25 protein-coding genes are annotated in these 25,672 nt (G+C 65.5%); 2 read left to right on the plus strand and 23 right to left on the minus strand.

What is annotated here, in order from left to right:
* Positions 1 to 83: 83 nt before the first annotated feature.
* Entirely contained in the window at positions 84 to 539 is a 456-nt protein-coding gene (gene cadR, locus BDD18_RS06785) for a Cd(II)/Pb(II)-responsive transcriptional regulator (protein WP_024537628.1), read from the plus strand.
* Here cadR and BDD18_RS06790 read toward each other — a convergent pair whose 3' ends face one another.
* The 10 genes from BDD18_RS06790 to BDD18_RS06845 all read right to left on the minus strand — a co-directional run bounded on the left by BDD18_RS06790 (position 540) and on the right by BDD18_RS06845 (position 9,030).
* The gene (locus BDD18_RS06790) at positions 540 to 2,534 is read right to left on the minus strand and encodes a relaxase/mobilization nuclease domain-containing protein (protein ID WP_142082055.1); all 1,995 of its coding nucleotides are present in this window, start codon (positions 2,532 to 2,534) and stop codon (positions 540 to 542) included.
* Positions 2,535 to 2,982: 448 nt separating this feature from the next.
* The gene (locus tag BDD18_RS06800) at positions 2,983 to 3,546 is read right to left on the minus strand and encodes a S26 family signal peptidase (RefSeq protein ID WP_142082059.1); all 564 of its coding nucleotides are present in this window, start codon (positions 3,544 to 3,546) and stop codon (positions 2,983 to 2,985) included.
* Positions 3,543 to 4,100 carry a DUF2840 domain-containing protein gene (locus tag BDD18_RS06805; protein WP_060983862.1) on the minus strand — a complete coding sequence of 186 codons (558 nt, stop codon included), beginning with the start codon at positions 4,098 to 4,100 and terminating at the stop codon, positions 3,543 to 3,545. Before BDD18_RS06805 ends, BDD18_RS06800 begins: the two co-directional genes overlap by 4 nt.
* Positions 4,097 to 4,381, minus strand: a complete 285-nt coding sequence (locus BDD18_RS06810; protein ID WP_060983861.1) for a hypothetical protein — start codon at positions 4,379 to 4,381, stop codon at positions 4,097 to 4,099. Before BDD18_RS06810 ends, BDD18_RS06805 begins: the two co-directional genes overlap by 4 nt.
* Positions 4,378 to 5,016 carry a ParA family partition ATPase gene (parA, locus tag BDD18_RS06815; protein ID WP_142082554.1) on the minus strand — a complete coding sequence of 213 codons (639 nt, stop codon included), beginning with the start codon at positions 5,014 to 5,016 and terminating at the stop codon, positions 4,378 to 4,380. Before parA ends, BDD18_RS06810 begins: the two co-directional genes overlap by 4 nt.
* 253 nt (positions 5,017 to 5,269) lie before the next feature.
* The gene (locus tag BDD18_RS06825) at positions 5,270 to 6,127 is read right to left on the minus strand and encodes a replication initiator protein A (protein WP_142082061.1); all 858 of its coding nucleotides are present in this window, start codon (positions 6,125 to 6,127) and stop codon (positions 5,270 to 5,272) included.
* A 26-nt stretch (positions 6,128 to 6,153) separates the two neighbouring features.
* Positions 6,154 to 6,444 (minus strand): helix-turn-helix transcriptional regulator, encoded by a 291-nt coding sequence (locus tag BDD18_RS06830; protein ID WP_142082064.1) that lies wholly within the window; start codon positions 6,442 to 6,444, stop codon positions 6,154 to 6,156.
* Between the two features lie 83 nt (positions 6,445 to 6,527).
* On the minus strand, positions 6,528 to 7,289 hold the full coding sequence (locus BDD18_RS06835) for a DUF2285 domain-containing protein (RefSeq protein ID WP_060987426.1): 762 nt from the start codon (positions 7,287 to 7,289) through the stop codon (positions 6,528 to 6,530).
* Positions 7,290 to 7,619: 330 nt separating this feature from the next.
* Complete coding sequence (locus tag BDD18_RS06840) at positions 7,620 to 7,970, minus strand: DUF2958 domain-containing protein (RefSeq protein ID WP_060987425.1); 351 nt, start codon at positions 7,968 to 7,970, stop codon at positions 7,620 to 7,622.
* A 109-nt stretch (positions 7,971 to 8,079) separates the two neighbouring features.
* Positions 8,080 to 9,030, minus strand: coding sequence for an IS30 family transposase (locus tag BDD18_RS06845; protein WP_031635932.1), 951 nt, complete (start codon positions 9,028 to 9,030; stop codon positions 8,080 to 8,082).
* A gap of 373 nt (positions 9,031 to 9,403) precedes the next feature.
* Here BDD18_RS06845 and BDD18_RS06850 point away from each other — a divergent pair, with 373 nt between their 5' ends.
* On the plus strand, positions 9,404 to 9,694 hold the full coding sequence (locus BDD18_RS06850; protein ID WP_059400234.1) for a helix-turn-helix domain-containing protein: 291 nt from the start codon (positions 9,404 to 9,406) through the stop codon (positions 9,692 to 9,694).
* A 383-nt stretch (positions 9,695 to 10,077) separates the two neighbouring features.
* Here BDD18_RS06850 and BDD18_RS06860 read toward each other — a convergent pair whose 3' ends face one another.
* From BDD18_RS06860 to murG, 13 genes are all read right to left on the minus strand, one after another.
* Positions 10,078 to 10,392: a DUF736 domain-containing protein gene (locus BDD18_RS06860; protein ID WP_059400217.1), complete on the minus strand. Its 315-nt coding sequence runs from the start codon at positions 10,390 to 10,392 to the stop codon at positions 10,078 to 10,080.
* Between the two features lie 851 nt (positions 10,393 to 11,243).
* Entirely contained in the window at positions 11,244 to 11,456 is a 213-nt protein-coding gene (locus BDD18_RS06865) for a hypothetical protein (RefSeq protein ID WP_009523265.1), read from the minus strand.
* A gap of 61 nt (positions 11,457 to 11,517) precedes the next feature.
* Positions 11,518 to 13,560, minus strand: coding sequence for a ParB/RepB/Spo0J family partition protein (locus tag BDD18_RS06870; RefSeq protein WP_060987424.1), 2,043 nt, complete (start codon positions 13,558 to 13,560; stop codon positions 11,518 to 11,520).
* A gap of 65 nt (positions 13,561 to 13,625) precedes the next feature.
* Entirely contained in the window at positions 13,626 to 14,456 is an 831-nt protein-coding gene (locus tag BDD18_RS06875) for a DUF932 domain-containing protein (protein ID WP_114482660.1), read from the minus strand.
* A 782-nt stretch (positions 14,457 to 15,238) separates the two neighbouring features.
* On the minus strand, positions 15,239 to 15,631 hold the full coding sequence (locus tag BDD18_RS06880) for a hypothetical protein (RefSeq protein WP_060987422.1): 393 nt from the start codon (positions 15,629 to 15,631) through the stop codon (positions 15,239 to 15,241).
* Positions 15,632 to 15,945: 314 nt separating this feature from the next.
* Positions 15,946 to 17,109: a PDDEXK nuclease domain-containing protein gene (locus BDD18_RS06885; RefSeq protein ID WP_142082068.1), complete on the minus strand. Its 1,164-nt coding sequence runs from the start codon at positions 17,107 to 17,109 to the stop codon at positions 15,946 to 15,948.
* The gene (locus BDD18_RS06890) at positions 17,106 to 18,311 is read right to left on the minus strand and encodes a tyrosine-type recombinase/integrase (RefSeq protein ID WP_142082071.1); all 1,206 of its coding nucleotides are present in this window, start codon (positions 18,309 to 18,311) and stop codon (positions 17,106 to 17,108) included. The genes BDD18_RS06885 and BDD18_RS06890 overlap by 4 nt, the downstream gene beginning before the upstream one ends.
* Before the next feature lie 410 nt (positions 18,312 to 18,721).
* Entirely contained in the window at positions 18,722 to 19,957 is a 1,236-nt protein-coding gene (ftsZ, locus tag BDD18_RS06895; protein WP_066691429.1) for a cell division protein FtsZ, read from the minus strand.
* A 154-nt stretch (positions 19,958 to 20,111) separates the two neighbouring features.
* On the minus strand, positions 20,112 to 21,341 hold the full coding sequence (gene ftsA / locus BDD18_RS06900) for a cell division protein FtsA (protein WP_066691430.1): 1,230 nt from the start codon (positions 21,339 to 21,341) through the stop codon (positions 20,112 to 20,114).
* A 50-nt stretch (positions 21,342 to 21,391) separates the two neighbouring features.
* Positions 21,392 to 22,189 carry a cell division protein FtsQ/DivIB gene (locus tag BDD18_RS06905; RefSeq protein WP_142082073.1) on the minus strand — a complete coding sequence of 266 codons (798 nt, stop codon included), beginning with the start codon at positions 22,187 to 22,189 and terminating at the stop codon, positions 21,392 to 21,394.
* Positions 22,186 to 23,172 (minus strand): D-alanine--D-alanine ligase, encoded by a 987-nt coding sequence (locus tag BDD18_RS06910; RefSeq protein ID WP_066691432.1) that lies wholly within the window; start codon positions 23,170 to 23,172, stop codon positions 22,186 to 22,188. Before BDD18_RS06910 ends, BDD18_RS06905 begins: the two co-directional genes overlap by 4 nt.
* Positions 23,169 to 24,602: a UDP-N-acetylmuramate--L-alanine ligase gene (gene murC, locus BDD18_RS06915; RefSeq protein WP_142082075.1), complete on the minus strand. Its 1,434-nt coding sequence runs from the start codon at positions 24,600 to 24,602 to the stop codon at positions 23,169 to 23,171. The genes BDD18_RS06910 and murC overlap by 4 nt, the downstream gene beginning before the upstream one ends.
* Positions 24,599 to 25,663, minus strand: a complete 1,065-nt coding sequence (gene murG / locus BDD18_RS06920; protein ID WP_142082077.1) for an undecaprenyldiphospho-muramoylpentapeptide beta-N-acetylglucosaminyltransferase — start codon at positions 25,661 to 25,663, stop codon at positions 24,599 to 24,601. Before murG ends, murC begins: the two co-directional genes overlap by 4 nt.
* Positions 25,664 to 25,672: the final 9 nt, after the last annotated feature.

The following is a 25,672-nucleotide window of genomic DNA, read 5'->3' on the forward strand; positions in this document are numbered from 1 at the left end:
GATTGGAAACCCTGTACCCACTACAGAGTCAAGCGCCTACAATGAGCCTTGGAGAAAAACCCGCGACCGCTGAAGATGAACTCATGAAAATCGGCGAACTGGCTAAGGCCGCACATACCCAGGTAGAGACGATCCGGTACTACGAGCGTGAAGGCTTGCTACCCGAAACGGCCCGTACGGATGGCAACTACCGCATGTACGCAGAAGAACACGTTGACCGGCTGTCCTTCATCCGGCACTGCCGGGGGTTGGACATGACGCTGGATGAAATCCGGGTTCTGTTGCGCTTCAAGGATGCACCGCACGAGAACTGCGCCCAGGTGAACGACCTGCTCGACGAGCACATCGACCATGTGGCTACCCGCATCAAGGAATTGAAAGCGTTGGAACGACAGCTCAAGACCTTGCGGGAACGCTGCCGTGAATCCCAGCAGGCCAGCCAGTGCGGCATCTTGACCGAGCTGTCCTCAGCATCGCGCCATCTGCACGAACCGGCGACGCGCAGGGGCCATGTTCATGGGGCACATAGCCTCAAGTGACTAGCCCAAAGAAACCCCAAGCCGACGCCCGATTTCCCATGAGGTCGTTCCGCCACGCACTGTCGCCGCAAGCGGCTGCCCCAACCGCTGCTCGATCACTGGCCTCCACGGTACCAGGCTGAAGCCCATGCCGTCGTCCAGCATCGCATACCGACCGCTGGCGAGCATGAGGCTGCGGCGGTAGATGCCGGCCACGCGCTGGCCGTCGGCCACCGGGCGGTGCTCCAGGCCGGTTTCGGCGGCGATGTCCTTGGCGGCCTGCGCCAGCTCGCGGCTGCGCAGCGTGCCCAGCAGGTTTCGGGCGAGGATCACGCGCTGCCCGCGCCGCTCGGCCAGTCCCTGTTCGGCCAGGAAGTCGGCGCGCTGCTGCATCGCCTGCTTGGCCTCGCCGCCAAAGCCGAGGTCGCCCAGGCCCGAGCCGCCGCCGATCAGTTGCTGGTCGAGCCAGGTAGCCCCGATGACGCGGGCCTGCCGCTCGATGGGCAGGTGCGATTTCAGTTCCACGGCCACGCCGCCCAGGCGCTGCGCGTCGTACTGATGGCCACGCTCGGGCAGATCGTCCGGCACCTTCCATAGCCCTTCGGCCACGCGCTCCACGATGCCGGCGCGGCGCAGGGCTTCGAGTCGGCGGATGTGGGCCGCGACGACTTCCTGCGGATCACGGCCCGGCACGGCCTGACCCTGCGCGACGGCCAGGTGATGGTCGGTGCGGTATAGGCCGCCGCTCGCCAGTGCGGTGATGTTCTTGTCGGCTGCGCGCACGTCGGCCGATCCCTTCACCTCCACTACGGCGCCGGCCGGATAGTTCGCCAGTTCATCGTGTGCGTTGAGCGCGACGTAGTGGGCCTTGCCGTCCACGCCGTCGATGACCAGATAGCCCCGGTCGCGCAGCTCGTCGGCCAGCCCCTTCGCTGCCACGCGGCCGAGAATGGTTCGGCCATCGTCTCCCGGCTCGAACACCGCCAGCTCGCGCGGCTCGCCGCGCATGGCCCGCCGCATGGTGCGGATGATGTCGCCACGCTCGCCCAGGGCGCACAGGGTCTTTTCCGCGTCGGCATGGACGGCCCAGGTGCCCGGCTGCATCTCGTCGGCCAGGCCCAGGCGCTGCAAGCGTTGCAGTCGGCCGATCAACAGCAGGCGTTGGCGTTGCAGCTTCGGTTCGTTGAAGCGTTCGATCTGCACTCTGCCGTCTTCGCCGGCCTCTCGTTGCAGCGTCCGATCCAGACTCGTCCACCGCTCCTGCTCCACCTCGCGCTGCAAGGTCTGCTGGATCTCCAATTCGGTGCGTGGCCCCAGCCATTCGGTTGCCAGCTCGGATGCTCGATGGCGGAAGCCATCGGCGATGTAGTCGCCCGCGATGATGAGGTCTTTGCCCGTGTCGTCGCGTCCGCGCACGATCAGATGGGTGTGCGGGTTGTCGGTGTTCCAGTGATCGACCGCCACCCATTCCAGCCGCGTGCCCAGGTCGGCTTCCATGCGGCCCATCAGATGCCGCGTGTAGGTGCGCAGGTCTTCCAGTTCCGTGCCATCCTCTGGCGAAACGATGAAGCGGAAGTGGTGCCGATCATCGGCACAGCGTTCCTTGAAGGCATCAAGATCGGCTTCGTCGGTCTGCGGCCCGTAAGCCCGGCCCGGTTCACCGTCCCGGCCCACGCCGTCGCGCTCGATGTAGCGCAGGTGCTTGGCGAGCGACTGCGGACTGGCCCGCTGCTGGTTCACCAGCAAGGTCTTGATGGTCACGCGCCGCGACATGGGCGTGAGCTTCGCCCCCGCGAAGCGCGCCGCCGTATGCCCACGCCCCAGGCGCGAGCCGGGTCGCTGGCCAGTGGTCTTGCTGCCACCAGTCGATGCCGGACGGCGCACCGAGGACTTGCCGCTGCTGGCTTTGCCCGCCTGCTTGAGCACCTTGGAAACGAAGCTCTGGCCCTGGCTCTTGCCCCGGTTCTTCGGAGCGCTGGGACGGATGCGGAAATCATCGTCGCGGCGGTCGGTCATGGCCGCGCTCCCTGCAAGCTCTGGCGTGTCCGGTCGTGCGAAGCACGCGGACATGCCCGCATCGGCGCGGGCCTCGCGCCCCACGCGGCACGGAGGCGAAGCCGCGCCGTGCCGCGCCACCCCCACGTGCAGACTGGCTTTGCGGGCCGACAGGTGCCGCCCCCTTTTGTCTTGCCTTCCGCCTTTGCCCCTCGCTGACGCTCCGGGCAGCGGCGGCCCGGCGGCGCTGCTGCGCGAGCAGTCAGCGCGCTGGCGAACACGGCGATGGCCACAGGCCAACCGTGTTCGAGGCAAGACGCCTGCACGTGGGACGGCTGCGCCGAAGGCAGTGCGAAGTGCGGTGCGAATGCACCCGCACTGCACGCGCGACGACACGGCGACGGCCAGCAGAACGACACGCCCGATGGCACGATGAGATGCACGGCAACGTGCAGCGAATCGGCGGCCATCATGGGCGTGACTCCAGCCAGACCGGGCGCGCAACGCCGATCACGGCGGCGGCGCTGATCGGCCCGAAATACCGGCTGTCGAACGACGCCGGGTTAGTCACGCTCAAGAGGAACAGTTCGCCAGGTCGAAGGCGGCGGCACTGCTGCCAGGACGGCAGTGGACGGCCCAGCCGATCAGCGGGCAGCACGGCGGCCGAAGGCACGCCGTCGATGCGGACGCTGCCGCCAGCGATGCACACCTCCTGCGGCGCGATGGCGCCCACGCGCTTGAGCAGTGGGATGCGCGTCGGTAGGTAGCCGCGCTGCGCTGCGAGCGCAGCGGCCTCGGCGGGCAGCGGAACCAGCACGATGCTGTCCACGGACAACGGACGTGGCAGCGAGCTGGTGCGACGGTCGAGCGGATCGACGCGATACCAGCCGACCGCCACGCTGTCGGACGGGTTGTAGGTCAGGCGCGGCAGTGGATGCACGAAGGACGCCCAGGCCAGCGCAGCGAGGCCGTAGGCGGATAGGCCCGCCAGCACGAGGCGAACGCGCAGGCGGGAGCGAGGATGGGCCGTCATGGCAGCACCCTCCCGGCCAGCCAGGCGGCGTGCCGCTCGGCACTGTATTCGGGCAGCGGCAAGCGCGCCGCGAGCCGGTTGCCCAGTGCGCGCCAGTACGCGGGCGAGGCGGTAGCAGGCGCGATGCCCAGCGCCTCGATGGCGTCGATACGCTCCAACACGGCGCGCACCGCGTTGTCGCCCTCGGCGTGCAGCAGCAGGCGCGCGCCCGGCTGCACGCCGGGGATGCGCTGCGCGTCATCCAATGGCGTGCAAGCCTGCATCACCATGAGCTGCCAGCGGATCGTGCCGTAGTCGTTGGCCTGCCAGCGAATGCGGCAGAACACGGCGTTCGGCATGAACACGGCGAGACTGCGCCAGCGGTCGAGCCGCAGCGTGCGCGCGGGTTCGCCAAAGCGCAGATAGAGCTTGAAACGGTGCTCCAGGAAGGCCAGCGAAACGCGCGTCAGCGGCGTTAAGGTGTGCCGCGCCGCGAGCACAGCGAGCGACGGCGACGGTGCAGCCGTGGCCGCGATAGGAGCCTGCACGTCGGCAGGAAAAGCGGATGCGTTCATGGCGTGTTCTCCCTGCGTTGCTCCGGGAACTCCCGTTCCAGCAGTGCGCGCAGCAGATCGGCCACCGTCACGCCCCGCGTGAAGGCCGAAACCTTGATGCGCGCCCGCATCGCGGGCGTGATGTCGAGGGTCAAGCGGGCGGTATAGAGATCGCCCTTGTTGAGCGCATCGCCGTCGCCCTGCCGAATCCACGCCTCGGCGTGCGGATTCGCAGGCGGGCGGGCGCCGATGCCGACACGCTTGGCAGCACGTTTGCTGCTGGGTGTGGGCTTCGTGGTCATGACGGCCACCGCAGCAGTTCGTCCACCAGTGCGGTGATCTCGCGCGCGGCGGCGCTGTCCGGCGCCGTCTCGCGGGCGAGCCGCCCAGCGGCCACGCTGTCGGCGAAGACGATGCGCTGGCGCACTTCCGAGCGCAGCGCAGGCAGCGGCTGCTCGGCCAGCGCGCCGCGTGCCTCGCGTCCGATCACGGTGGTGCTGACGCGCCGGTTGATGACGAAGGCCGCGCGCAGCGCAGGCCGGAAGACTTGCGCCTCGCGGATCAGCGCCACCATCTCGGCAGAAGCCCACAGGTCGTAGGGACTCGGCTGCACCGGGATCAGCACCCGCTCGGCCGCCAGCAGCGCGGAGCGCGCCAAGGCGGCGATGCGCGGCGGGCCGTCGATGACGACGTGATCGGCCCGCCTGGCGAGTTCTGGCGCTTCCTGATGCAGCGTTTCGCGTGCCAGGCCCACGGCGCTGAACAGCCTTGGCAAGCCTTGCTGGCTGCGGCGCTGCGTCCAGTCCAGCGCAGAGCCTTGCGGGTCAGCGTCCAGCAGGATGACCGACTGCCCACGCATCGCCAGCTCGCCGGCGATGTGGGTGGCGAGCGTGGTCTTGCCCACGCCGCCTTTCTGGTTGAGCAGCGCGACGATCATGGCCTGGCCCTCCGTGTTGGAAAGCCCGGCTGTTGCTGCTGCTTTTCGTGCCGCGTGGTGGTTGTCCACCGTGGCGCGGCGCTTCTACTAAAAGTTAGAGAATTTAAGTTAGGGAAGTTAGGAGAGGCCGAAACCCGCGCCAGCATTGGCTTTGCGGCCGATTTTGTTGCCTGATAGCACGAGGATTCGTTGCCTGATAGCACGATACCTCTGTTGCCTGATAGCACGAGTCCGTCCACAGGCTTTGTCGCAGTTATCCCCGTGCCGTTTGCGGCACGGGCCGGAACGTCAGTAGCGGCGAGGAAATGCCCGAGACGTACTCGATGCCCAACTGGTAGCCCGGCAGGGCTTGCCGCGCCACCAGCGCCCGCAGGTCGGCGGCGAAGTCGTAGTACCGCGCCACGCTGCCCGACTTGCGATACAGGTGCTGGAAGTCGAATTGCCAGCCGCCCGGTTGGCGCCCGCCATGTTTGCGCACCAGCCGGTACAGCCAGCGCTCGATCCCCCCCGTGAGCCGGAAATACGCCGGGTCGATGGTCAGCACCAGGGCGGCGTCGAGCACACCGGCAAAGAACCAGTCCGGCAGGATCAATTCGAGACCCAGCGGCGTGCCCTTGGCATCGGCCAACTCCTTCCACTCGTTGATCCACGAGAAGCGGTGCAGCCGTCTTCCCGTGATCTCCCGGATCGACGTGGCCACCGTCGTGGATTGCAGTCGATCCAGCGCGGCCTTGAGGCGCTGGTAGTCGCGCAGCGACGTACCGCGCCCGATGAAGCGCAGGATCTCGTAGGGCGTGGCTTGCATCAGCCGCGACGGGCGCAAGCCCGCGTCGCGCGCTTCCACGATCTGCGAGGCCGCCCAGATCAGCACGTCCGCATCCCAGATCGTGGCGATGCCGTGCTCGGATGTCCCCTCCACGCGGATCGTGATGCCGCTGGCGCGGAAGTCGATCGGCGCCACGCGCCGCGACTTCGCCAGCGAGAAGAACGGAAAGGCCATCAAATCCTGGCTGTCGCGCGGCGCCATGTCGCCCGGCAGGGCACGGAACAGGTCGAGCTGTTCGCGCTCTGGCACGGGCCGCTGCCGGGACGGCAGCGCAGGGCTGGACATGGCGAAGGCCACCCGCGTGCCTGCGATCAGCGCGCACGGCTGTCCGCCGAGTGCTGCTCGGCGTATTCGGGATCGGACGTGCTCTCAAAGCTGCGATCCGCAGCCCAGGCATCGAGGTCGGCCACGGCGTACATCACGCGGCGGCCGAACTTGCGGAACTTGGGGCCGCCACCCAGCACGCGCTGCTTCTCCAGCGTGCGCGGCGACAGCCGCAGGTAGTCGGCGGCTTCGTCGTTGGTGAGATAACGCTGCGGTTGCGCGACAGCGGTCGAGGTGGTTGCGGGAGCGGCGGCAGGCCGCAAGGGAGCAGGACGCATGGTGAGAACCTCCATCGGTTGCAGGGCTCCGGCCGCACAGCGCAACCGGATGGAGGCAGTCTCAGAAAACGAAGCGCTCCTGCTCAGGGTCGTTTTGCGTGGCCTTCAAAACGACCCTTCTCAAGCGGAGCAAGCTGTGCTAGGCGGCGATAGCCGCCGCGCATCAGCGCATCGCCTCGACGCACCAGGCGGCGCACCTTGGAACGCAGTCCACCATCGCTGTACCAACCAGCCGCGGCATCCACGCCGAACAAACCTTCGGCCACGTCGCGCAAGGACGCGCCCGTCAGGGCCGCGTCGAGCGCCTGCAAGGTGTGCAGTTCCAGCAAGGCCGAATGCGATGGCCGGGGCCGCGCATCGGCCAGCGCCGCACCGGGCGCATGGCCGCGTGCAGGTGCGGCAGCACCGCCGTGATGGGCATAGGCGACAGCCATGCCGTCCTCCAGGCCGGGCGCCAGCGCGAAGCGCAGGCACTGGCCGGGGCTGCGCGCGATCAGCGCCAGTCGCTTGCCGTCGTGGAGCAGGTGCTTGTGGCCGGGGATGTTCCAGAAGTCGAATGCGGCGGCGTCGGGCGGCGGATCAGCATCAGGGTAGAGCTGCACCACACCAGTGTGGCCGGGCAGCCAGGCCGGGTGCGCGTCACGCGCATCCAGCGCCGGGTCTTCCAGCAAGCGCAAGCCCCAGCGATGCGCGGCATCGGGGCGGCGCGCACGGCGCAGCCAGTCGAGCCGGTAGTCAGGATGGCGGCGCAGGTACTCCCAGGCCAACGCGAGCGCATCCAGCCACAGAACGTAGAGGTAGGCGGCAGTGGGATACCAGTGTGCAACATGATGAGGATCGACCATGACCAAAGCTCCCGTCGAATAGCAGGAACGTCGCCACGGCGGCAGGTATGCGGGAGCGTCAAATCAACGTACAAATCCGGTTGAGCTGTAACTTCTAGTGTCAAAGACTAATTGGCTCCGGCGTGTTGCGAAATCCGTCTGAATGCGACGGCCGCCTGACCCAAAAATGTCACGCGGCACAAAACACCGTGCCGCAAGCCGCGCGAAAGATCGTGACTGTTTCAGTCACAGATATTCCGGTTAGATGCAGAGTGCGGATTCAGACCGAACAGGTCTGGAGCAAGACCGAAATAGTCTGAATTCGCCCGGCTTGGCCGGGGCGCGAACGGTTCAATCAACGATGGAACCGTTCTCCTGCGCCAGCCGCAGATATTCCGACAGCGGGCGCACCCCCTGGAAATACAAATCCCGCGTCACGGGCTGTTTGTTCGGGCCAACGATGGAGGCCAGGTCGGACAGCTTGATGCGGCCCACCTCGGGCATGCCGATGCCCACGTCCATGATGCCGAACGCCGTATCGCCATCGGCAGGATCGAGCGAGGCCAGCAGCCAGATAGCGTGCGCGTCGGGGGTGAACAGCCGCATGACCGGCAACGGGTCGTCCGGTTCACCGGCGGCGGCCCGCCGCCCGTTCTCCAGCAGCGCGGCGCGCTGCGCCTCGGTGACGAGGGGAGCTTTCATCGTGATGCTCCTGTTCCAACATGGAATGCCGGTTTTGCGCTTCCGCGCCGAAACACGGATGTGTGTTCCACCAAAGTCGTGGAAACACGAAAGCGCAAAAACGGCGGATTCAAGTACGAGGTGCAACACGGTTTAACGAGGCGTGAAACACCTCGTGGGGTGTCTTGAATCCGAGCCGCTTTCGAGGTCTGTGATTCAATCTGTTTTGGATCATAGCCAGCTCTTCATCCGTCACGGTTTCCATGCGCCGCTTCTTTGGGATGTACTGGCGCAGCAGCCCATTGAAGTTCTCGTTGCTTCCGCGCTGCCAGCTGCAATACGGATCGGCAAAGTAGGTCTGGATGCCCAAGGCCTGATCGATGGCCTGGTGGTTGGCAAACTCCTTTCCGTTGTCCACCGTCAACGTCTTCACCCGCGCAGCCAAGGGCCCCAGTTTGTCCTCAATGGCTTGGCCCACCAGATCAGCGGTCTTGTTGCTGACCTTGGCCAAAACGGCATAGCCGCTCTTGCGCTCTACCAAAGTCACGATGGCCTGCTTGTGTGCTGCGCCAATGACGGTGTCGCCCTCCCAGTGGCCTACCTGCTTGCGCTCTTCAATATGGCCTGGCCGCTCGCTGATCGGGCGTCTGTTGGGGATTTGCCCGCGTCTGTCGCGGCCGTGTAGATAGCGTTTGCGCCGAGGTTTTTGACTGCGCAGGTTCTGGTGCAGCTTGCCACCAGCGGCCTTGTCCGCATAGACACGCAGGTACACGCTCTCGTGGCTGACTGCAACCTTCTGGGCAATCTGCTCAGGACTCCATTGCAGTCCAAGGTAGAACACTACATCGCCCCAGACCTGAGCACTCACGCGTCGGGCGTTGCGGCTGCGCTGCGCTCGTTGGGCTGCCTTGCGGCACGCCTGCTCAGCGCGGTACCCGCGCTGACCACGACCGCGGTTCAATTCGCGGCTGATGGTGCTGCGGCTTCGACCCAGCAGGCGGGCAATCTCGCTGATGGTGTGATTGGCTTTCAAGAGACTGTGGATTTGGTATCGTTCTTCTCGGCTGAGGTGCTTGTACATCGGGCAACTTGGACTTGGCGGTTTGAGCGGCCATGATGCCTTGGCATCCTCAGCCACCCGTCACCGGGTTCATCTTTGTTGCGCTTCGTACTTGAATCCGCCAACAGAATTGTAGAAATCTGGAAAGGCACGTAGGCGGTTCTCCGGTTCTGTCGGAATCCGCAAAAGCGGATTTCCGTAAAAGCACGAATAAGGCCAGAGCCATGAAAGAGTTAAAGATAACGTGGTTTTATTGATCCGGCACGGTTTATTGCAGAGTCCAGATGCCGTTCAACTTGAGCCCGTCGAGGGGCTTCGACACCTCAGCCCGAGCAAGGTTTACGAATAAAGCCTGCCGGATCAATAATTGTGCTGCGACTTGACGCTTCTGTCCATGCAGAAGCGATCCATCCAGCGCGGCCGACCGGCCGGCGCCACCACCTACGATGCCGAGTTGGCGCAAGCCTTCGGCGCGGCGGTGCGCGCGCTGCGGACGGAGCGCGGCATCGCGCAGGAATCGCTGGCGCACCTGGCGGGCATCGAGCGTTCCCACATGGGCAAGGTCGAGCGCGGCGAGCACATGCCCACGCTGGCGATCATCTTCAAGATCGCCAGCGCACTCGAATGCAGCACGGCGCTGCTGATGAGCAAGGCCGAAGAACTGCTGGCGGTAGCCCAGGCGTAGCCACCTGAAGCCCTGCTGTCATGGCGGGGCGTGTCGGGCCGATCCGGCGCCAGCCGGTTCGGCGGTATCGAGGGGCGCCAAGCACCGCGCGGCGGGGATGGGCCTGGCGCCGATCCCCTGGAGGCAAGCGCAGCGCCACAGGCGCGAAGGCGGGAGGGATTGGAGCCGAATGGCTGTGACGGCGTAGTCGGCACGGGGCGGAGCCCGCAAAGCCCGGTGGTGCGCAGCACCGACCCGCCCCGCATGTACCTCTACCAATTCAAGCCATTGCTTGGTGGCCAGGCAAGACACATCCCGCACACTGCCAAGCCCTTCTGCTTGCCGATACAGCGCAGCATTCGCAGCACAGCGCCCCGCCGCGTGGGCGAGGCGCCGGCGGCCCGTCAGGCCGCCTGGGGCTTGCTGCGCGACCAGATCAGGTCGTGCGTGCCGTCCTCGCCCTCGATCAGGCGGGCGTAGACCGTTGCCGGGAACGAGGGGTCATCAAGGGTCACGGAGACGTAATTCCGTCCGGCCTCGCTGGTCTTCTTCCATGCCGCGCCGATGTCGTGACTGGCGGCCTGAACGCGGAAGTCCGGGGCTTTCTCGTTGTCCCCCTTGTCGTTGGGAACCAGCTTGGCCTTGACGTTGAGCGTCAGGGTGCGCAGCGTGCCGGTGAAACCGTCTTTGTCCGCGGTGAAGGTGCCGATGGTTGCCATGATGAAACTCCTTACGGTTGAACAAGGTTCGCGCCCATCGCGTCCTTGTTGTGATCCGGCCGGCGGAGGAAGGGCTGGCTGCACCGCTTGCGGGCGCAACGCAGTGAAGCACCTGGAAGACCAAATAATTTGCCCCGCGAGGAATGCGCGCAGCGCAGGGGAAATTATTTGGGCTGGAAGGTTGCAGACATGAAGCCCGCGCCACCGCCAGGATTCACAACAACACAAGGACGCCTTGGGCCGAACCACCCCAATCCGAAAGGAGTCATGGCCACCACGGCATCCCCGCACGAAGGTTTTACCGGCACGCTCTCTGACACAGGCAAGGCCATTCCCCAACGACCAGCAGGAACACGCCCCTGCCCATGCGGGCGGCCCTGCTTGCAGCGCGGCATGGAACCCAAAAGCATGGCCGGGCGGCGTATTCGTGAACCATCCTTCGTGACACACAGGCAACGAGCCGCCAGCGTCGCGGACGGCACGCATTCGCACAACCTGCCGCAGCAAGCCCCGGCGCACCCACCGAGCACTGCCCAGCGGCGGGGCGTTGACCTTGGCCGATCCGGCGCTGCCGGTTCGGTGGTATCGAGGGGCGCCAAGCCACGCGCGGCGGGGATGGCCCGCAGGGCTTTCCCCTGGAGACAAGCGCAGCGCGCAGTGCCGCAGGCGCGAAGGCAGTTGGATGAGGAATCGGGCGTGCCGCCCGCATATTGCAACGCCGCCGCCTGAGTGCCAGCGAAGGCGGCGGCGTGATGTTCGGCTTCAACACCGGGCGCGGCCACCGCCGCGCCCGGATTTTTGAAGTTCACCGCGCCCAGGGCGGAACGGCCTGGGCGCGGTGCTGACGATGGCTATTCCTTCGTCTCGATGATCCACCATACGGCACGCGGCAAGGCGCGGCCCGTGACGGGGTGAATGTCGGTGAGGTCGGCGCGGGCCGTCCAGCCCGAAGGCGGACGGTAGCCGCGCACGTCGCCATCGCCGTGCCAGCGGCGGGCGCGCACTGTGCCGGGTGCGTAGATTGCCGCCATGCGCGGGCGGCTGGTGGTGTTGATGGTGGGCATCATTCGGCTCCCTGCGGCGAAGCGCCCCGGTCTGAACCGGGGCGCTTCGCTGCGGTGAGGGTCAAGCAGCCAATGCCTCGGCGGGTTCATCCGCCACGGCGGCGGCGTCCTCCGCCCCGTCTTCGGGCACGTCCTCCGGTGTCACCTCCTGCGGCCCTGCGGCCTTGAATATGGCGGGCATCCATCCCGTGCCATCGGCCAGTCGCTCCGCTTCGCTGGCAATGTCGGCCTTCTTCAACTTTGCCAGCCGCGTGACGTGCTCGGGTGCGTATTCGCCCACAGCCTCCAGAATCACGGCCTTCGGCACATGCCGGAAATACCCCTCGGCGGTCGGCTGCCACCATGCGGCCATGTCGAGGCCCACGGCCTGCGCCAGTTTCGCGCCCGGCTGGTGCGGCGTGGCGCGAGGCGTCACCACGTCCACCGTGGACGCCACGCACACAGCCAGCAGCGCCATCAGTTCGGCTTGGCCCATTGCCAGCAACGCGGGGAACAATTCGGCATCGTCCTGCGGAAGCCTTTCGGCCCAGGCCTGCTGCATTTCGCGCAGCGCCACGGCGGCGGATGATTCGGGCAAGTCCGGGGCCATGCCTTCCAGCCGGTCTTGCACCGTGAGCCGCACGCCCAGCGGCAGGTCATGTCCATAGCGGCGATCAAACAAGACGGTCTGCACCATGCCATGCACCAGCGCGGCCAGCGCCACCTGCGGACGGCAGGCCACCCCGATTTGCAGCGCGGCGGTGCGGTGGGCGCTCAGGCGCTGGGCCAGCCGGTCGGACATGGCTGCGGCCTTGGGCTGCTCGTCTTCTTCGCCTTCGTCATCGTTCGCGGCCTCCGGGTCGCTGAAGCCCTGCCGCAGCTTCTCCAGTGTGCGCAACGCCTTGGCCTCGGCTTCCCGCAGCAGCCCGCGATGGATCACGGCTTCGCCGTTGCGGTCAATGGTGACGATAGCCCCGGCAGCGGCCTTCACGTTCGGACTGTAGTCCTGCAAGCCATCTTCCAGCGCCTGCAACTGCTCGCCTACTGTTTCGCCTTCCTCCTGCAAGGCGTCCGCCTTTTCCTCGTCGTCGGCGTCCAGCGCAGCATCCACGGCTTCGGCCAATTCGTGCATCTTGATTTGCAGCTTCTCGATGCGTGCGGCTTCGCGCTTGTTCGGCTCGCGCCGCTCCCTCGGCGCACGCTGGAAGGCGTGCAGGTCGGCATGGGTCACACCCGGCGTGGCATCGACCCACGCCCAACCCTCGGCGCGGACAGTGGCGGCAATGCCTGCCAGCTTGTCTTGCGCCAGCCGTTCCAGCATTGCGGCATCGGTCAGATACACGCCCGCATCGCCTTCCGCGAACAGGTCACGGCGAATGCCGCCGCCTGCGGCTTCGTAGCTATCCAGCCCGACGAAGCGCACCAGCGGATGCCGGTAAGCGTCGATTTCCCTTTCGGTGAGGCGTTCGCGCAGGTGCGGGGGATGGCGCTGCCACTGCGGCGCATCGTAATACGCGGCTTCCTGCGCGGCGTGGTCGTCGGTGATGGCAAGGGCCATCAACTGGTCAAGGCTCACGGCATCGGCGCGATAGTCGGCCATCAGGCGCGGCGACACGTTGGCGAGCTTCAAGCGACGCTGCACCACCAGCGGCGTCACGCTGAAATCCGCCGCAATGTCCTCGATGGGCCGGCCTTCGGCCACCAGTGCCGCGAAGGCTTCAAACTGGTCTGCGGGGTGCATGGTTTCGCGTTGCACGTTCTCGGTCAGGCTGGCGGTTCGGGCGGTGCCATCGGCCACCAGCAGGCAAGGCACTTCCCATTCCTTGCTGATACGGTGTTTCTTCGCCAGCAGCTTCAACGCGGCGAGGCGACGGCCACCGGCCACGACTTCGTAATGCTCGCCATTGGCGGATGCAATCACGATCAGGTTTTGCAGCAGGCCCACGCGCTGGATGGATGCGGCCAGCTCGGGGATGGACATGCGCGGGGTCTTGCGCACGTTGCGGCCCGTGGGGCGCAGCACCAGCCGCGACAGTGGAACCAGAATCAGGTTCTTGGTCGGGTCGGCGGCTTCCAGCACAGGGGTTTGGATGGCGCGGGCTTCGGTTTGGGTGATGGCGTTCATGGTGTATCTCCAATCGAGTGAAACAAGGGAATGGAGGGGAACCGCCCCTCCGGCGGGGGAACGGTTCAGGCTTTCAACTGGCGCAGGCCATCGGCCAGCATCCAGAGGGCGCGATTCAGGCGCACATCGGAATCAATGCCCTGTACGGGTCGGGTCTGCTGGCGGCGTCCATTGGCGCTGCGGCCATGCAATCCACCCTTGGTCAGGTTCTCCTGCGTGCGGTTGAACACGCTCCACAGGTCGGGGCGGCGGTCGTCGAACCGGCGCGGCATCAGGATTTGCGATTCGGTGATGGGCGCGGGCTTGCTGTCGGTAGGGTCGTACTTGAGCGCCAGCGCGGAACGGGCGAACACTTCGGCTTCACCTTCGTCCAGCGTGATCGCACGCATGGCATCGCGGGACTCCTTCACTCGGTCGAAGCCGCGCAAGACTTCGTAAGCGCCTTCGATGACATGCCCGGAAACATCGCCTTTGTGGGGCACGCGCACATCGGCCACGGTGTCGCCGCAGACAAGGCCATTGCTGCAAACGAAGCGGAACATTCCGGCCAGCATCTGATAGCTGCTGGTGCCGTCGTGCGAGTTCAGCAGCACGATTTCGTTAGCCTCCGCACCGTTGATCTGGCTGGCGTGGCGCAGGCGCAGCATGTGTTTCGTGTGGTCGCGCTTGCCTTCATCGCGCACGCGGGTCTGCGTCACCATGAAGGGCTGAAACCCCTCCTTGCGAAGTTCGGTCAGTACGGCAGCCGTGGGGATATAGGCGTACCGCTCGGAACGGCTTTCATGCGGAGCGTCCGCAAAGATGGACGGGGCTACGCGGTGAATCTGGTCATCGGACAGCGGGTAATCGCTGCGCAGCGAGGGGGAACGGGAAGCGAAACGGGATGCGAGTTGCATGGTCTTTCTCCTGACAAAAAGAGGTTTGCTGTTCACACCGCACACCGGATTCCTAGATTCGGAGCCCAGCCTTTCGGCTGTTCGGTGCGGTCGGCACGAGGAACCCGGTTGGCCCTGTTGCCACCGTCTTTCCTGAGTTCATCGCCCGCGACGAAAGGGAGCCCGTGGACGGGGGCCGTCAAGGAAACAAGCGCAGGGTTGGTGCGGCCCGCAGGCGCAGCCGAGGACACGGCCCTGCGCGCCTTGACGGCACACGGCCGCGGGCTACAGTCGCGGACAAGGTGATGAAGTCAGGGAAGACGGCTGGACATGGCAACGGCCTCCCCACACGCCGACCGCACGGCAAGCGCAAGCGCGCAGGCCCGAAGCTGGAAGCCGGGCCGGAGGCGTCAGCCGAGCGGAGCGAGGGAACGATGGAAGCCCGACAGGGGCGAGACGCCGCAGGCGGCTCGATGCGCTACGCGCACGAGAGCGCGACCGGCCATCTCCCAGGTGGCCGGAGACGCCCAGCCTTCAATGCCAAAGAAACGGCAAGATCAGGACGAGCACACGCAAGGCACTGTGGGTGTGATGCGGCTGCTGTCTGGCCGATCCGGCGCAGCCGGGTCGGCGGTCTTCGAGGGGCGCCAAGCTTGCGCGGCGGGGATAGCCCGCAGGGCTTTCCCCTGGAGTGCAAGCGCAGCGCGCAGCGCCGCAGGCGCGAAGGTATCGGCTCCGGGCGCAGCAAGAAGAAAGGTGCGCCGCTCCCGAAGGAACGACGCACCGAAGGCAGCGCGGCGCGATCAGCTCGCCGCCGGCGCCGTCATCGACTGCAACTGTTCGATCACGCCAGGCTCAACGAATACGCAAGCCTGCTTGTCTTCGATCAGCACGTTGAATACCTGCGCGAACACCGTGCGCCGTAGATGGGCCAGTCGGCCCGTCCGGTACGCCTGTTCGGGCTTCATGCGACCACTGGCCTGCGAGCCGCTGCGCTGCGGATCGCATTCGACCAGCGTGACAAAGCCATCGTCGGCCAGCTTCTGATGCTCGGGGCACAGGCCCCAGCCGGTCGCCGTATGGCGTTCCATGCTCGCGCGCAGGTGCTTGTCCAGCAGGATGGCGCCGGTATCGAACGGCTTGCCGCAAACGAGGCAAACATGCTGTTCGAGGGAAACGTGTGATTTGTCGTTCATGACGATCTCCGGTTGCACGGGCGGAATTGCCCGGAACCGTCGCCCTCACGGCGCAGCGCAAGCAGTCAAAGATCGAAGACGGCCGCCAGGCCGCAAGCGTGCCTGCACGCGCAGTCATTGACGGCGCGAACGCCGTGATACGGTGAAGGGAACAGCAAGACCGCCCACACCCCGCCCACTGCACAACCTGCCTTGGGGCAAGCGCAGGCCCGAGAGGGCCGGAGGCGTCAGGGATCAAAGCCGGATGGCCGCGATTCGGCACGAAACGCGGGGCGCAGCCCGCGAGCCCGACGGCGGCACGCCGGGACGCCCGGTTATGGCTTACGCTTCTTGGGAAGTACGGTCACGCGAGATTCGATCAGCCGCCGCGTGTTCTCCAGTTCCTTTTGCAGCACTTCGGCATCCGGCAGCACCATCTTGTAGTTCGCTGCCATCACCTTGTTGGGCAAGCCTTCCAGCGCGTACCGCGCCAAGGCGTGTCCCTTGTCGGCGCAGAGAATCAGGCCCACGGGCGGATTTTCCTCGGGGAACGTCCAGTGTTCCTTCGCATAGTTGCAATACAAGTGCATCTGGCCCACGTCGGCATGGGTCAACGCACCGAGCTTCAAGTCGATGATGACCAGGCAGCGCAAGCGCCGATGGAAAAACAGCAGATCGACGCGATACCACGTCTGGTCGATGCGCAAGCGACGTTGCCGCCCGACGAAGGTGAAGCCGTCGCCAAGCTCAAGCAGAAAATCCTCCAGCCGTCGAATCAAGGCTTGTTCGAGGTCGGATTCCGAATACTCGTCCTTGAGGTCGAGGAACTCCAGCACATACGGGTCTTTGATCGCATCATCGACCGTCACGGCGTCGTCTGGCTTCGGCACAGCGCCCTTGACCAGCATCCCTGCCTTGTTCTTCGACAGCGCCGTGCGCTCGTAGAACTGGCTGCCGATCTGCCGGTCGAGCTGGCGCACGCTCCAGCCGCCGCGCAGGGCCTCGGCTTCGTAGAACTGGCGCGCATGGTCGTCCTTGACCATCAGCAGCCGCACATAGGCCGACCACGGCAAGGGGAAGACCTGGGCCAGTTCGTCCAGCCGCTCAGGGCGCCCCTGCGCCAGCAGGAAATGCCCTTGCGACGGCGCCAGGGAAGATTCGCTAGACACTGTCTGGCGAATTGGCCAGGTCAGGAAGAACGACCGCATCTGCTGCAAGTTCGGGCGGCTGAACCCACGCCCGAACTGCGCAGTCAAGTCGGCAGACAGCCGTTCGATCAACTGCTCGCCATACCCCGCGCGGCGTTTGCCCTGCTGCTCGGCTTCCACGATGCGGCGGCCGATTTCCCAATAGCTGGCGGTCATCAGCGCATTGACGCTGCGCGCCGTTGCACGGCGTGCAGCGTCGAGCAGTTCCACGATGCCGCCGTGGATGCCGGCGTAGCCGGCAGGCAAGGCGGCAGGCTTGACCGCCACTGCGGCCGATTTCTTGCTGTTCATGCTGTTGCCTCCCGCGGCTGACTCTGCCGCGCACCCGTGATGGCCTGCCGCCGGCTGGCCACCAACTCGGCCGCATCGCGGACGGGCTTGTCCTCGGTGTGGACGTAGTGCATGAACTGCGCGACGGTCTTGTGCTGGGTCAGCTCCATGCCGACCTTGATGGGGACGCCAGAATTGGCAATGTCCGTCGCCGAGCGGTGGCGGATGCCGTGCGTGCCAACGTGCGGCACGCCAGCGGCCTTGAGCACTCGGCACCAGCCACCGTAGTGCTCGCCGAAGGTCAGGTGCTTGTCCGGGTCGTTGGGCGAAGGCAGGACATAGGGGCAGCCTTCCCGGCGCGGAGCCGTCGAAAGCAGCCGATAGGCTTCCGCGCTCATGGGCTTGGACATGCCGCCGGTCTTGCTGTCAGGCCACTTCACTCGCCGCCCCTCGAAATCCAGCCAATCCCATTCGAGCGGGCAGATTTCGGAGCGACGCGCGGCAAACTCGAATTGCAGCCGGATCGCCAGCGGAATGACGTAGTTCTCCAGTCCCTCCGCTTCCAGCTTCTCCAACTGACGGAAGACGCGCACCAGTTCATCGTCCACGATGAGCCGCGTTTCCTTGCCGGGCGGGTACATCGGAACGTGGCGGCACGGATTCGTGCCGTCCGGGCGGAAGCCCCACACTTCGGCCAGGTTGAACATCTTGCGCAGCACGCCGAAAGCCTTGTTCGCTTCGGTCGGCTTGTAGGCCAGCTTCTCCATCAGGCCGGCAATGTCGGGCCGTTTCACGTCCTGAACCTTCTTGCGGCCTAGCAGCGGGACGATGCAGCGGTCGATGACGCCCTGGTAGCCGTCCTGCGTGCTGGGCTTGTTGCGCTTCTTGGAGTAGTCCTCCATGAACTTCTTGCACAACTCGGCCATCGTAGGCGCCTTGCGCGCCTCGGCCTTGGCGCCGCCGGGGTCGCCGCCCCGGCGAACCTCGGCCAGCCAGTCCTGGGCCATGACGCGGGCCTGTTCAACCGTCAGTTCCCCGAACAAACCCAAGGCGGGCTTGCGACGTTCTCCGGCGTTCGTGCGGTACTGGAGCATGAACACCCGACGGCCCGCCGGGGTGATCTTGCAGAGGAATCCGGGCACCACGGTGTCCCGCAGTTCGATGGCCATGACCTGGGGTTGTGCCGCCTCTACGGCGGTCTTGGTGAGCTTGATCTTTGCCATGATGACTCCTTGGAACGACCCGATTCCAGGAGCCAGATAGGAGCGGCGCGAGGGGAAACCGGGTCAGGTTTCGGAAAGCACCGGCATATGATGGACGCGCGTAAGTTATTGATAAACCTGCTGTATCGGGCTACAGCGCAGTCCAGCGCAATGTCGGGCTGGAGTCATCGTGAAACAAAAAAGCCCCGGTGACGGGGCTTTTTTGTGGGCAATGCAGTACGGGTACAACGCTATTAATTACATAGCTGCTTGCGCTTATTTCATAAGACTCTTGAGGCTTAAAACCCTCAAAGCCCCGCAAATAAAGCGTAAACAGCTCTCTTTTTCATAGCATTCCTGTGACTGCGCAGCCCTGAGTTTCTGGCGGGCAGCCAGGCGCGCACTGCCATGCGCCCCGGCCGCCAGCCGCCTCAGTCAGCCTGTTTGCGCAGGAACGCGGGGATTTCCAGATCGTCCATGCCACCGGACGACAGCGCGTCCACACGGGCTGCGGCCTGGGTGCGGTTGGTACGCCACACGCTGGGCACCGACATGCTGCCGTAGTCCGCCGCCTGTGCACCACCGGCCACGCCCACCGCACTGCCCACGGCGCCCATGGCACCGGCCACAGGCATCTGGTAGGCGATGTTGTCGGTGCCGGTACGCAGGCCGCCCTGCACCACCGAGATAGGCTGGCGGCGCGCGTTGGGGCGCGACAGGCCGGTAGCCACCACAGTCACGCGAATCTCATCACCCAGGCTGTCGTCGTAGGCAGCGCCGTAGATGACATGCGCGTCGGGCGAAGCGTAGGCGTTGATGGTGCTCATGGCCAGGCGCGACTCGGACAGCTTGAGGCTGCCCTTGGCGGCCGTCACCAGCACCAGCACGCCCTTGGCACCCGAGAGATCGATGCCTTCCAGCAGTGGGCAGGCCACGGCCTGCTCGGCAGCGATGCGGGCGCGGTCAGGGCCGCTGGCGGTAGCCGTGCCCATCATGGCCTTGCCGGGCTCGCCCATCACGGTGCGCACGTCTTCAAAGTCGACGTTCACATGGCCGTATTCATTGATGATTTCGGCAATGCCGCCCACGGCGTTCTTGAGCACGTCGTTGGCGTGGGCAAAGGCTTCGTCCTGGGTGATGTCGTCGCCCAGCACTTCGAGCAGCTTTTCGTTCAGCACCACGATCAGCGAATCAACGTTGGCTTCCAGCTCGGCCAGGCCGTTGTCGGCGTTTTGCATGCGGCGGCCACCTTCCCAGTCGAAAGGCTTGGTCACCACGCCCACGGTCAGGATGCCCATTTCCTTGGCCACGCGGGCGATCACAGGCGCAGCGCCCGTGCCCGTGCCGCCACCCATACCAGCAGTGATGAACAGCATGTGCGCGCCATCAATGGCGGCGCGGATGTCTTCCACGGCCGCTTCCGCAGCATCGCGGCCCTTGTCGGGCTTGCTGCCAGCGCCCAGGCCGCTGCCGCCGAGCTGGATGATGCGGTGGGCCGAGCTGCGGGTCAGGGCCTGCGCGTCGGTGTTGGCGCAAACGAATTCCACGCCCTGCACGTTGCGGGCAATCATGTGCTCAACGGCGTTGCTGCCGCCACCGCCCACGCCGATCACCTTGATCTGGGTGCCCTGGTTGAATTCTTCGGCTTCGATCATTTCGATGGACATCTGGGAGCTCCTGTTTCTTTACGGGTATGGATTTGCCAATGAATGAATGGGGTCAACTTCGCGGGGGGTGAGCCTGGCGGTCCGGTACATCGCCATCGCTCACGGTGGCGCAGGTGGGGACTTTCCCGGGCGAGGGTCGTGGGGAAGTGCTGCATCAGAAATTCCCCACGATGAAGTCTTTGAAACGGCCAAACGCGGTCTTCACAGAGCCGCTCTTTTGCGCAACCTTGAAGCCGCGCAGCCGGGCCAGGCGGGCCTCTTCGAGCAGGCCCATCACGGTGGCAGCACGGGGCTGGGCCACCATGTCGGCCAGTGCGCTGGAATACTTGGGCATGCCACGGCGCACGGGCTTGAGGAAGATATCTTCGCCCAGCTCGATCATGCCGGGCATCACAGAACTGCCGCCAGTGAGAACAATGCCCGAAGACAGCACTTCTTCGTAGCCCGACTCGCGCACCACCTGCTGCACCAGCGAGAAGATTTCTTCGACACGCGGCTCGATCACACCGGCCAGCGCCTGCTTGCTGAGCATGCGGGGGCTGCGGTCGCCCAGGCCTGGCACTTCCACCTGGGCTTCGGGGTCGGCCAGCAACTGCTTGGCGTAGCCGCTTTCGACCTTGATGTCTTCAGCATCTTTGGTGGGCGTGCGCAGCGCCATGGCGATGTCGCTGGTGATGAGGTCGCCCGCAATCGGGATCACCGCCGTGTGGCGAATGGCACCGCCGGTGAAGATGGCCACATCGGTCGTGCCTGCGCCAATGTCCACCACCACCACGCCAAGCTCGCGCTCGTCATCGGTCAGCACGGCCTGGCTGCTGGCCAGGGGGTTGAGCAACAGCTGCTCCACTTCCAGGCCGCAGCGACGCACGCATTTGATGATGTTCTCGGCCGCGCTCTGGGCACCGGTCACGATGTGGATCTTGGCTTCCAGGCGGATGCCGCTCATGCCGATAGGCTCTTTCACGTCTTGCCCGTCGATCACAAACTCTTGTGGCTCCACCAGCAATAGGCGCTGGTCGCTGCTGATGTTGATGGCCTTGGCCGTCTCCACCACACGCGCCACGTCGGCCGCGGTGACTTCCTTGTCCTTCACGGCCACCATGCCGCTCGAATTGAGGCCACGAATGTGGCTGCCGGTGATGCCGGTGTAGACGCGCTGGATCTTGCAGTCCGCCATCAGCTCGGCTTCTTTCAAGGCCTGCTGAATGCTCTGCACCGTGGCGTCGATGTTGACCACCACACCGCGCTTGAGACCATTGCTGGGTGCCACACCCAGCCCGGCCAGCTTGAGCTCGCCACTGGGCAGGACTTCGGCGACCACGGCCATGACCTTGGCTGTGCCAATGTCCAGGCCCACCACCACGTCTTTGTATTCTCTTGCCATATCAGTTTCTGCCCTTCATGGTTCTTTTCTGCTGCGCATTGCCTCTGGCGTCACCGGCGCACGGCGGGGGTTGCTTCCACCCCAGCCGTGGTGGTCACCCCCCTCAGCTTCAACGCGTAGCCCCCAACATGTCTCAAATCTGCCGACTCCAGCGCATCCACCCGTCGCTGGTATTGCGCAGCCACCTGTGCCAGCGTGCGGGCAAAGCGGCGCGTGCGCTGCAGCAGCTCTTGCTCGTCGCCACCGCCCAGTTGCACCACGGCGTTGTTCGCCAGCTTGGCGCGCCAGCCGCCGCGTCCGTTCAACTCCAGCTCTTCCAGCTCCAGCCCCATGGTTTTGAACACCGGGGCCACCACGCCGTACATGGCCAATACCTCTTGCGAACTGCCTTCGGGGCCTGACAGGCGCGGCAGGTCTTCCTGCTCGACATCGCCTACGTTCGCTTCAAATACCTCGCCCTGGCTGTTGACCAGCGCCGAGCCCGACTCCGGGCCCCAATACGCCACAGCGTCGTGCTCTTCCAGTTCCACATGCAGCAGGCCGGGGTATTCGCGGCGCACAGCCGCCTTGCGCACCCAGGGCACCTGCTCGAACGCCTCGCGCGCTGCACGCAAATCCACCGTGAAAAAGTTGCCCGCCAGCCGGGGCCCCACATTGGCCCGCAGGGTGACAGCGTTGTTGTGCACCAAGTCTCCGTGCACCACGATGCGTGCGATGGCAAAGCCGGGGTAGCGCATCACCCACCAGGCACCCGCTGCCAGCACAAGCAGGGCGCAGCCCACAAACAGGACCGAGGCGGTCATGTTCATGAGCTTGACGTCCAGCGGTGCTGGCATGGCGGCGGTCATGGCTGAATGGCTCCTTCATGCCCGGCGGCAGAGTCCAGCGACGCGGTGGCCAAAATGCCCACGCACAGGTCTTCATAGCTCAGCCCCGCAGCGCGGGCCGACATGGGCACCAGCGAATGGCCAGTCATGCCGGGCGAGGTGTTGATTTCCAGCAGGAAGGGCTGGCGGTCGCTGGCGCGAATCATGATGTCGGCACGTGCCCAGCCCCGGCAACCCAGGGCGCGGAAGGCCTTTTCCACCAGACGCTGGATGGCGGCTTCCTCATGCGCTGGCAAGCCGCTCGGGCAGTGGTACTGGGTGGTGTCGGTGAAGTACTTGTTCTGGTAGTCGTAGTTGCCCTCGGGCGCCACGATGCGGATCACCGGCAGTGCCTGGGCAGCAGCCCCCTCGCCCAGCACGGGGCAGGTGGTTTCATCGCCTTCGATGAACTGTTCGCACAGCACTTCAGGGTCGTATTGCGAAGCCAGCGCATACGCCTTGGCGCATTGCTCGGCCGAGGTGACCTTGGTCAGCCCGATGGTCGAGCCCTCACGCGAGGGCTTGACGATCATGGGAGCGCCCAGGGCCTGCAGCGCCTGCTCGGTTTCCGCTGCGCTGGACACCAGACGCCAGTCGGGGGTGGACAGACCTTCAAAGCGCCAGATGCGCTTGGTCATGATCTTGTCGATGGCAATGCTGGACGCCATCACGCCAGGGCCGGTGTACGGAATGCCCAGCAGCTCGAGCGCGCCCTGCACGGTGCCGTCTTCACCATGGCGGCCATGCAGCGCGATGAAACAGCGGGCGTAACCACCGCGCTTGAGTTCGATCAGATCGGTTTCCGAAGGGTCGAACGCATGGGCATCGACACCGCGCGAGCGCAGGGCCTGCAGCACGCCGGTTCCCGACATCAGCGAAACCTCCCGCTCTGCCGAGGAGCCACCCATCAACACGGCCACCTTGCCCAGGGCCTTCACATCAACATTGGTATTCAATTGCGTCATTGCGCTTTCCCTGCAAGCGGTGCTAGCTCACTATTTTGTAGCAAATCGACCACCTTTCCGGGCACCAACCCTATGGAACCAGCCCCCATGCACATGACTACGTCGCCATCGCGTGCGTTGTCGGCAATGGTCTGTGGCAGATCCGCCACGTTGTCTACAAAAAGCGGCTCCACGCGGCCCGCCACGCGCAGCGCGCGGGCGAGAGAACGCCCGTCCGCAGCCACCACCGGAGCCTCACCGGCGGCATACACCTCGGTCAGCAACACCGCGTCGGCACTGCCAATCACCTTCACGAAATCTTCAAAGCAATCGCGTGTGCGGCTGTAACGGTGGGGCTGGAAGGCCAGCACCAGCCGGCGCCCAGGAAAGGCACCACGCGCGGCGGCCAGCGTGGCGGCCATCTCGACCGGGTGGTGGCCGTAGTCGTCGATCACGGTGAACTGGCCGCCGTCCTTGGCGGGCAGGTTGCCATAGCTCTGGAAGCGCCGGCCCACGCCCTTGAAGCCCGCCAGCGCGCGCTGCACGGCTTCGTCGGGAATGTTCAGCTCCACCGCAATCGCGATAGCCGACAAGGCATTGAGCACGTTGTGCTCGCCCGCCAGGTTGAGCACGATGTCCAAGTCCGGCAGCGTGACGCCGTTGCGCCGCTGCACCGTGAAATGCATTTGCCCGGCTTGGGCGCGCACGTTGACGGCACGCACCTGGGCGTCTTCCGAGAAGCCGTAGCTGGTCACCGGGCAGGTCACGTTGGGCAAGATCTCGCGCACCGCGGGGCTGTCCACGCACAGCACTGCGGTGCCGTAGAACGGCATGCGGTGCAGAAAGTCCACAAACGCGCCCTTGAGCCGGCCAAAGTCGTGGCCGTAGGTTTCCATGTGGTCGGCGTCGATGTTGGTCACCACCGCCATCACCGGCAGCAGGTTCAGGAATGAGGCGTCAGACTCATCCGCCTCCACCACGATGTAGTCACCGCTGCCCAGCTTGGCGTTGGCACCCGCGCTGTTGAGCTTGCCGCCAATCACGAAGGTCGGGTCCAGCCCCGCCTCGGCCAGCACGCTGGTCACCAGGCTGGTGGTGGTGGTCTTGCCATGGGTGCCTGCGATGGCAATGCCCTGCTTCAGGCGCATCAGCTCGGCCAGCATGAGGGCGCGGGGCACCACGGGAATCTTCTTGGCGCGTGCCGCCAGCACTTCGGGGTTGTCAGCGGTGACTGCGGTGGAGGTCACCACGGCATCGGCACCATCGATGTTCGCTGCGGCGTGGCCCAGGCAGGTCTTGATGCCCAGGCCCTGCAGGCGGCGCAGCGTGGCGCTGTCGGCCAGGTCCGAGCCCGAAATGCGGTAACCCAGGTTGAACAGCACTTCGGCAATGCCGCTCATGCCGGCGCCACCCAAGCCTACGAAGTGGATATGGCGAATGGCGTGCTTCATTGTGCCAACTCCTCGCACGCGGCCACCACTTCGCGGGTGGCATTGATTTTTTGCATGTTTTTGGCCTTCTCGGCAATCTCTACAAGCGCTGGGCGCTCTGAATTCAATAGCATTTTGGCCAACCCCTCGGGGGTCAGGTCGCTTTGCTGCACCAGCCAGCCGCCGCCCGCGCCCACCAAAAACTGGGCGTTGGTGGTCTGGTGGTCGTCCACCGCCGAAGGGAATGGCACAAAGATGGCCGCGGCACCCACGGCGGCAATTTCGGTCACGGTGCTGGCCCCGGCACGGCAGACGATGATGTCGGCGTGGGCAAACGCACTGGCCGTGTCTTCGATGAACGGAGTCAACTCCGCCTGCACGCCAGCGGCCTCGTAGTTGGCGCGCAATGCATCGATCTGCGTGGCCCCGCTTTGGTGGAGGGCCACGGGGCGTTGCTCGGGCGGAATCAAGGCCAGTGCCTGGGGCACGATCTCGTTGAGCGCCCGGGCGCCCAGGCTGCCGCCCACCACCAGCAGCCGCAGCGGGCCGGTGCGGCCTGCAAAACGCTCTGCCGGTGCCGCCTGGCGCGTGAATGCAGTGCGCAGCGGGTTGCCCACCCACTGGGCCTTCTTGAACACGTTGGGGAAGGCGGTGAACACCCGGTCGGCCACGCCCGCCAGCACCTTGTTGGCCATGCCCGCCACCGAGTTCTGCTCGTGCAGCACCAGCGGCTTGCCACACAGCACGCCCATCATCCCGCCCGGGAAGGTGATGTAGCCGCCCAGGCCCACCACCACATTGGGCTTGACGCGGCGCACGACCTGCAATGCCTGCCAGAACGCACGCAGCAGGCGCAGCGGCAGCAAGGCCAGCGTGACCAGACCCTTGCCGCGCACGCCAGAAAAATCAATCAGCTCCAGCGCAAAGCCGTGCTGGGGCACGATGCGCGATTCCATGCTGCCGGGCGCGCCCAGCCAGTGCACTCGCCAGCCGCGCGCACGCAGCTCTTCGGCCACTGCAAGGCCAGGGAAGATGTGGCCGCCGGTGCCGCCGGCCATGATGAGAGCAGTCTTCTGGCTCATACGCGACCT

It is taken from the genome of Acidovorax temperans, from assembly GCF_006716905.1.
In the GTDB taxonomy this organism is placed as follows: domain Bacteria; phylum Pseudomonadota; class Gammaproteobacteria; order Burkholderiales; family Burkholderiaceae_C; genus Acidovorax; species Acidovorax temperans.